The organism is Aquicoccus sp., assembly GCF_041686535.1.
GTDB lineage: Bacteria > Pseudomonadota > Alphaproteobacteria > Rhodobacterales > Rhodobacteraceae > Aquicoccus.
The window spans coordinates 1-2,855 of the sequence record NZ_JAWLDS010000189.1 but is presented as its reverse complement, the minus strand read 5'-3'; the positions used below and the strand labels follow the sequence as shown (position 1 = coordinate 2,855).

The 2,855-nt window shown below is 58.8% G+C and carries 2 protein-coding genes; both read left to right on the top strand.

The window, feature by feature from the left end; genetic code table 11:
- The first annotated feature begins 1,132 nt into the window (after nt 1-1,132).
- Nucleotides 1,133-1,522, top strand: coding sequence for a hypothetical protein (locus tag ACESL9_RS17795; RefSeq protein ID WP_372675407.1), 390 nt, complete (start codon nt 1,133-1,135; stop codon nt 1,520-1,522).
- Nucleotides 1,523-2,258: 736 nt separating this feature from the next.
- The coding region (locus ACESL9_RS17790; protein WP_372675406.1) for a hypothetical protein at nt 2,259-2,855 on the top strand (597 nt) is incomplete at its 3' end.

Genomic DNA, 2,855 nt, shown 5'->3' with positions numbered 1-2,855 from the left:
CATGCCGGACTCCTTTCCGTATTTCGGATAGGCGGCAAGCAGAACCTGGCAATATGTGATCGGGTGTCGGAACCCCTCCAGTGTCGACTTGCAGCAGTTGTGAGATGGTCAATGGCGCGCCACCCGGAGCGGAACACTCCACGTGTCATGCTATGCGACGTCGACCTGCTCGATCAGCCGCGTCCCTCGGGACGAAGCAACAAGCAGCTTCGTCGGGCGCTCTCCAGGGGTCAACCGCGCGGTCTGCTCGCCCAAGGGATCGCCCCAATGCGGGTTTCAGCCGACCTGCGCCGCTCAATTCGTAATGGATCGATGGCCGTTAGTGGCTCCTTTGACAATTGCAATTCTGGTAATCGCGAGACACCGAGCGCTGCATTTCATGCTTGCATACCGGTTGCTGTGGCCCCGCTTGCAGCCGATCAGCCGCGATCATACGTCGCCGCTCCAACAAACGATTCGCAGGTGCATGATGGCCTGCGCCAGATGTCACAGCAGACGGCGTGCCGGATGCCTCCCGCTCAAAATGAGCATGGGGATGATGCAGCGCCAGATGGAACGGCCTACTGGCCGCCTGCTGGTCACATGCCACTGGTCCGGGCGAAAATCTCGATATCCTGCTTGTCCACTTGGCGCGCTCAGCAAGGATTGGACAGAATACCTGGAAGGCCAAGATCATCAGGCCGGTCACTCGTAAAAGCATCTCAATAGCGGCAAAGTTCGCACTGCGGCCCCTCAATCGCACCAAATGCTGCGCGATGCACGAATGGCCGGTTCGGTGTCGACGTCATGCAGCGTTTGACGGTGTGGCCAAGGTCGGCTCAGGGCCGATCTTGTCTACCCCATTGCAACCTTCGCAAGGTTACGATGTGGATGTTCGGGTTCTGCTAAGATACAATTATTACGTTGTTGTTCTTGCGGGTACCGGAATGTATGGGGTACGGTTCACAATCAGGTTCAAGATAATAAATACACAGTTACCCCCAACTTATGGGTAAATGGAAGGGCCGGAGATCGCGTACATGGCACGTAAAAGGCTTGCGGTTGCGACCATAACTGTTCACAAGTCAAAGACTTGAATGAGTGCATAATGTTGAACACGAATGGGTAAATTGACGAAATCAGAAATCTGCTGATGAAACGATGGATAGATAACCTATCCGACGACGTGTTTCGCACCCGTCTCGGACAAAGATTCGAGACATTCGTCGATGAGGCGTTCAATATCATGCGCTGGACCCTGGTCGTGGGCTTCCTGCGCTTCCTCGCCGTGAACGCCGGTTCGGTCTGGTTCGACCTGATCTACTGGGCGGCGAGCCTGCTTTTGTTTGGTGCGCTTGCATCCCGACTCCTGCTGCGTCCCGAAGTGCCCCTCTTCGCCAGGCTCGACCGGCGCTGGAAGCGCCGCGTCCAGACAGCCGTAAACTTGGGGCTTTGCCTGCTGGCATTCCTCCTCGCGATGTGGCTGATTGAGCATCTTGTCGATGGGATTGCGCGTTACCGCTTCGCCCCGGTCGTGGGCTGACGGATCGTCCGACCAGCCACGCGAGCGATATCCGGACGGTCGCACGCGAAAGCGGCATCGATTTCATGCATGCCTGTTCTTATCAGTCTACTTTACGCATGCGCGCCGGCAGGATTCTTGTTCTTGGACAGCCCTCTATGGCGAGATCATAATGCCAACGGCGAGGTGTTCATGAAAGGAACGCCAAGCGCGATCCCGGAAGTCCAACGCGTCCGCGAGCGCACAGGACGTCTTCCGCATGAGCGGTGCCAGCTCGGCAGTCACTCTCTTGGGCACCGTAGGTGATACAGCAGCGCCTCAGGGCCATGCAGACTTCCATCGCCGAATTCCATCGCTAACAGGGGGATGCAGAGTGCGCGCTCGCCGCGCGCCCAAGAGAACGCAATCTGGCCCCATGAGTTAATCTCGGAACGACGATATCTGCGCGGCCGGAACATGCGACGCTCTTTTGGTCTCGGATTAAACGCGTCACCTTCGGTGAGGAGATTATCTGCGGCACCTGCGAGGCTTCGGACGCCGAGCGACCTAAATTTGCGGTTACGATGCCATCTCATCTTAAGATCGCGCCGATCACTTACCGTTCAACACGTACCTGGGGCGGGTTTTTTTGCCTTTCGATGGTGCAAGCATTCGTGATCAGGTGTGATTTCATCTCGCAGTGTGGGTGCCGTAGAGTACGTGTCGGACACCGCGAGATGCCGGACAACCAAAAAAACACGACACAGGGGATCAAAAAATGAAACGCACACTCACCGCAATAGCCGCGCTCGCCCTGACCGCCGCCGCAACAGGCGCGCAGGCGCAGGACAACTGCGATCCCGGCAAGCCGGGTGCCGAACTGACCGGTGACGAGGCCGAGACCGTCTATGACTGCATCGCCGAGGAGCTGCAGGCGGGCTATGCCGAGGGCGACAAGCGCTGGATCCCCGCAGAGTATGTCAGCGACTTCCGCGACTGGACCAGGGCCAGCACGATCCCGGCCGCGCCGGGTTTCCACGGCAACCGTTTCCTGCTGACTTGGGTGAACGATACGGGCGACGAGGCCTACCTGGAGTATGCGGAGGACCCCGACATTCCCGCAGGCACGGTGATTGCCAAGGAGTCTTTCGCGGTCACGGATGCGGGAAACGTGCGGAAGGGTCCGCTCTTCCTGATGGAAAAGGTCGCTGCCGGCACGTCGCCCGAGACCGACGACTGGTACTACATGCTCGTCGCGCCCAACGGCGCACCCCAGGCGGTCAACGTGATGACCGCCTGCAGCGAATGCCATCAGGGGGCCTACGGCTTTCAGGGCGGGCTCGGCTACCCGGTCCCCGAGGCGCGCGTGTCGAAC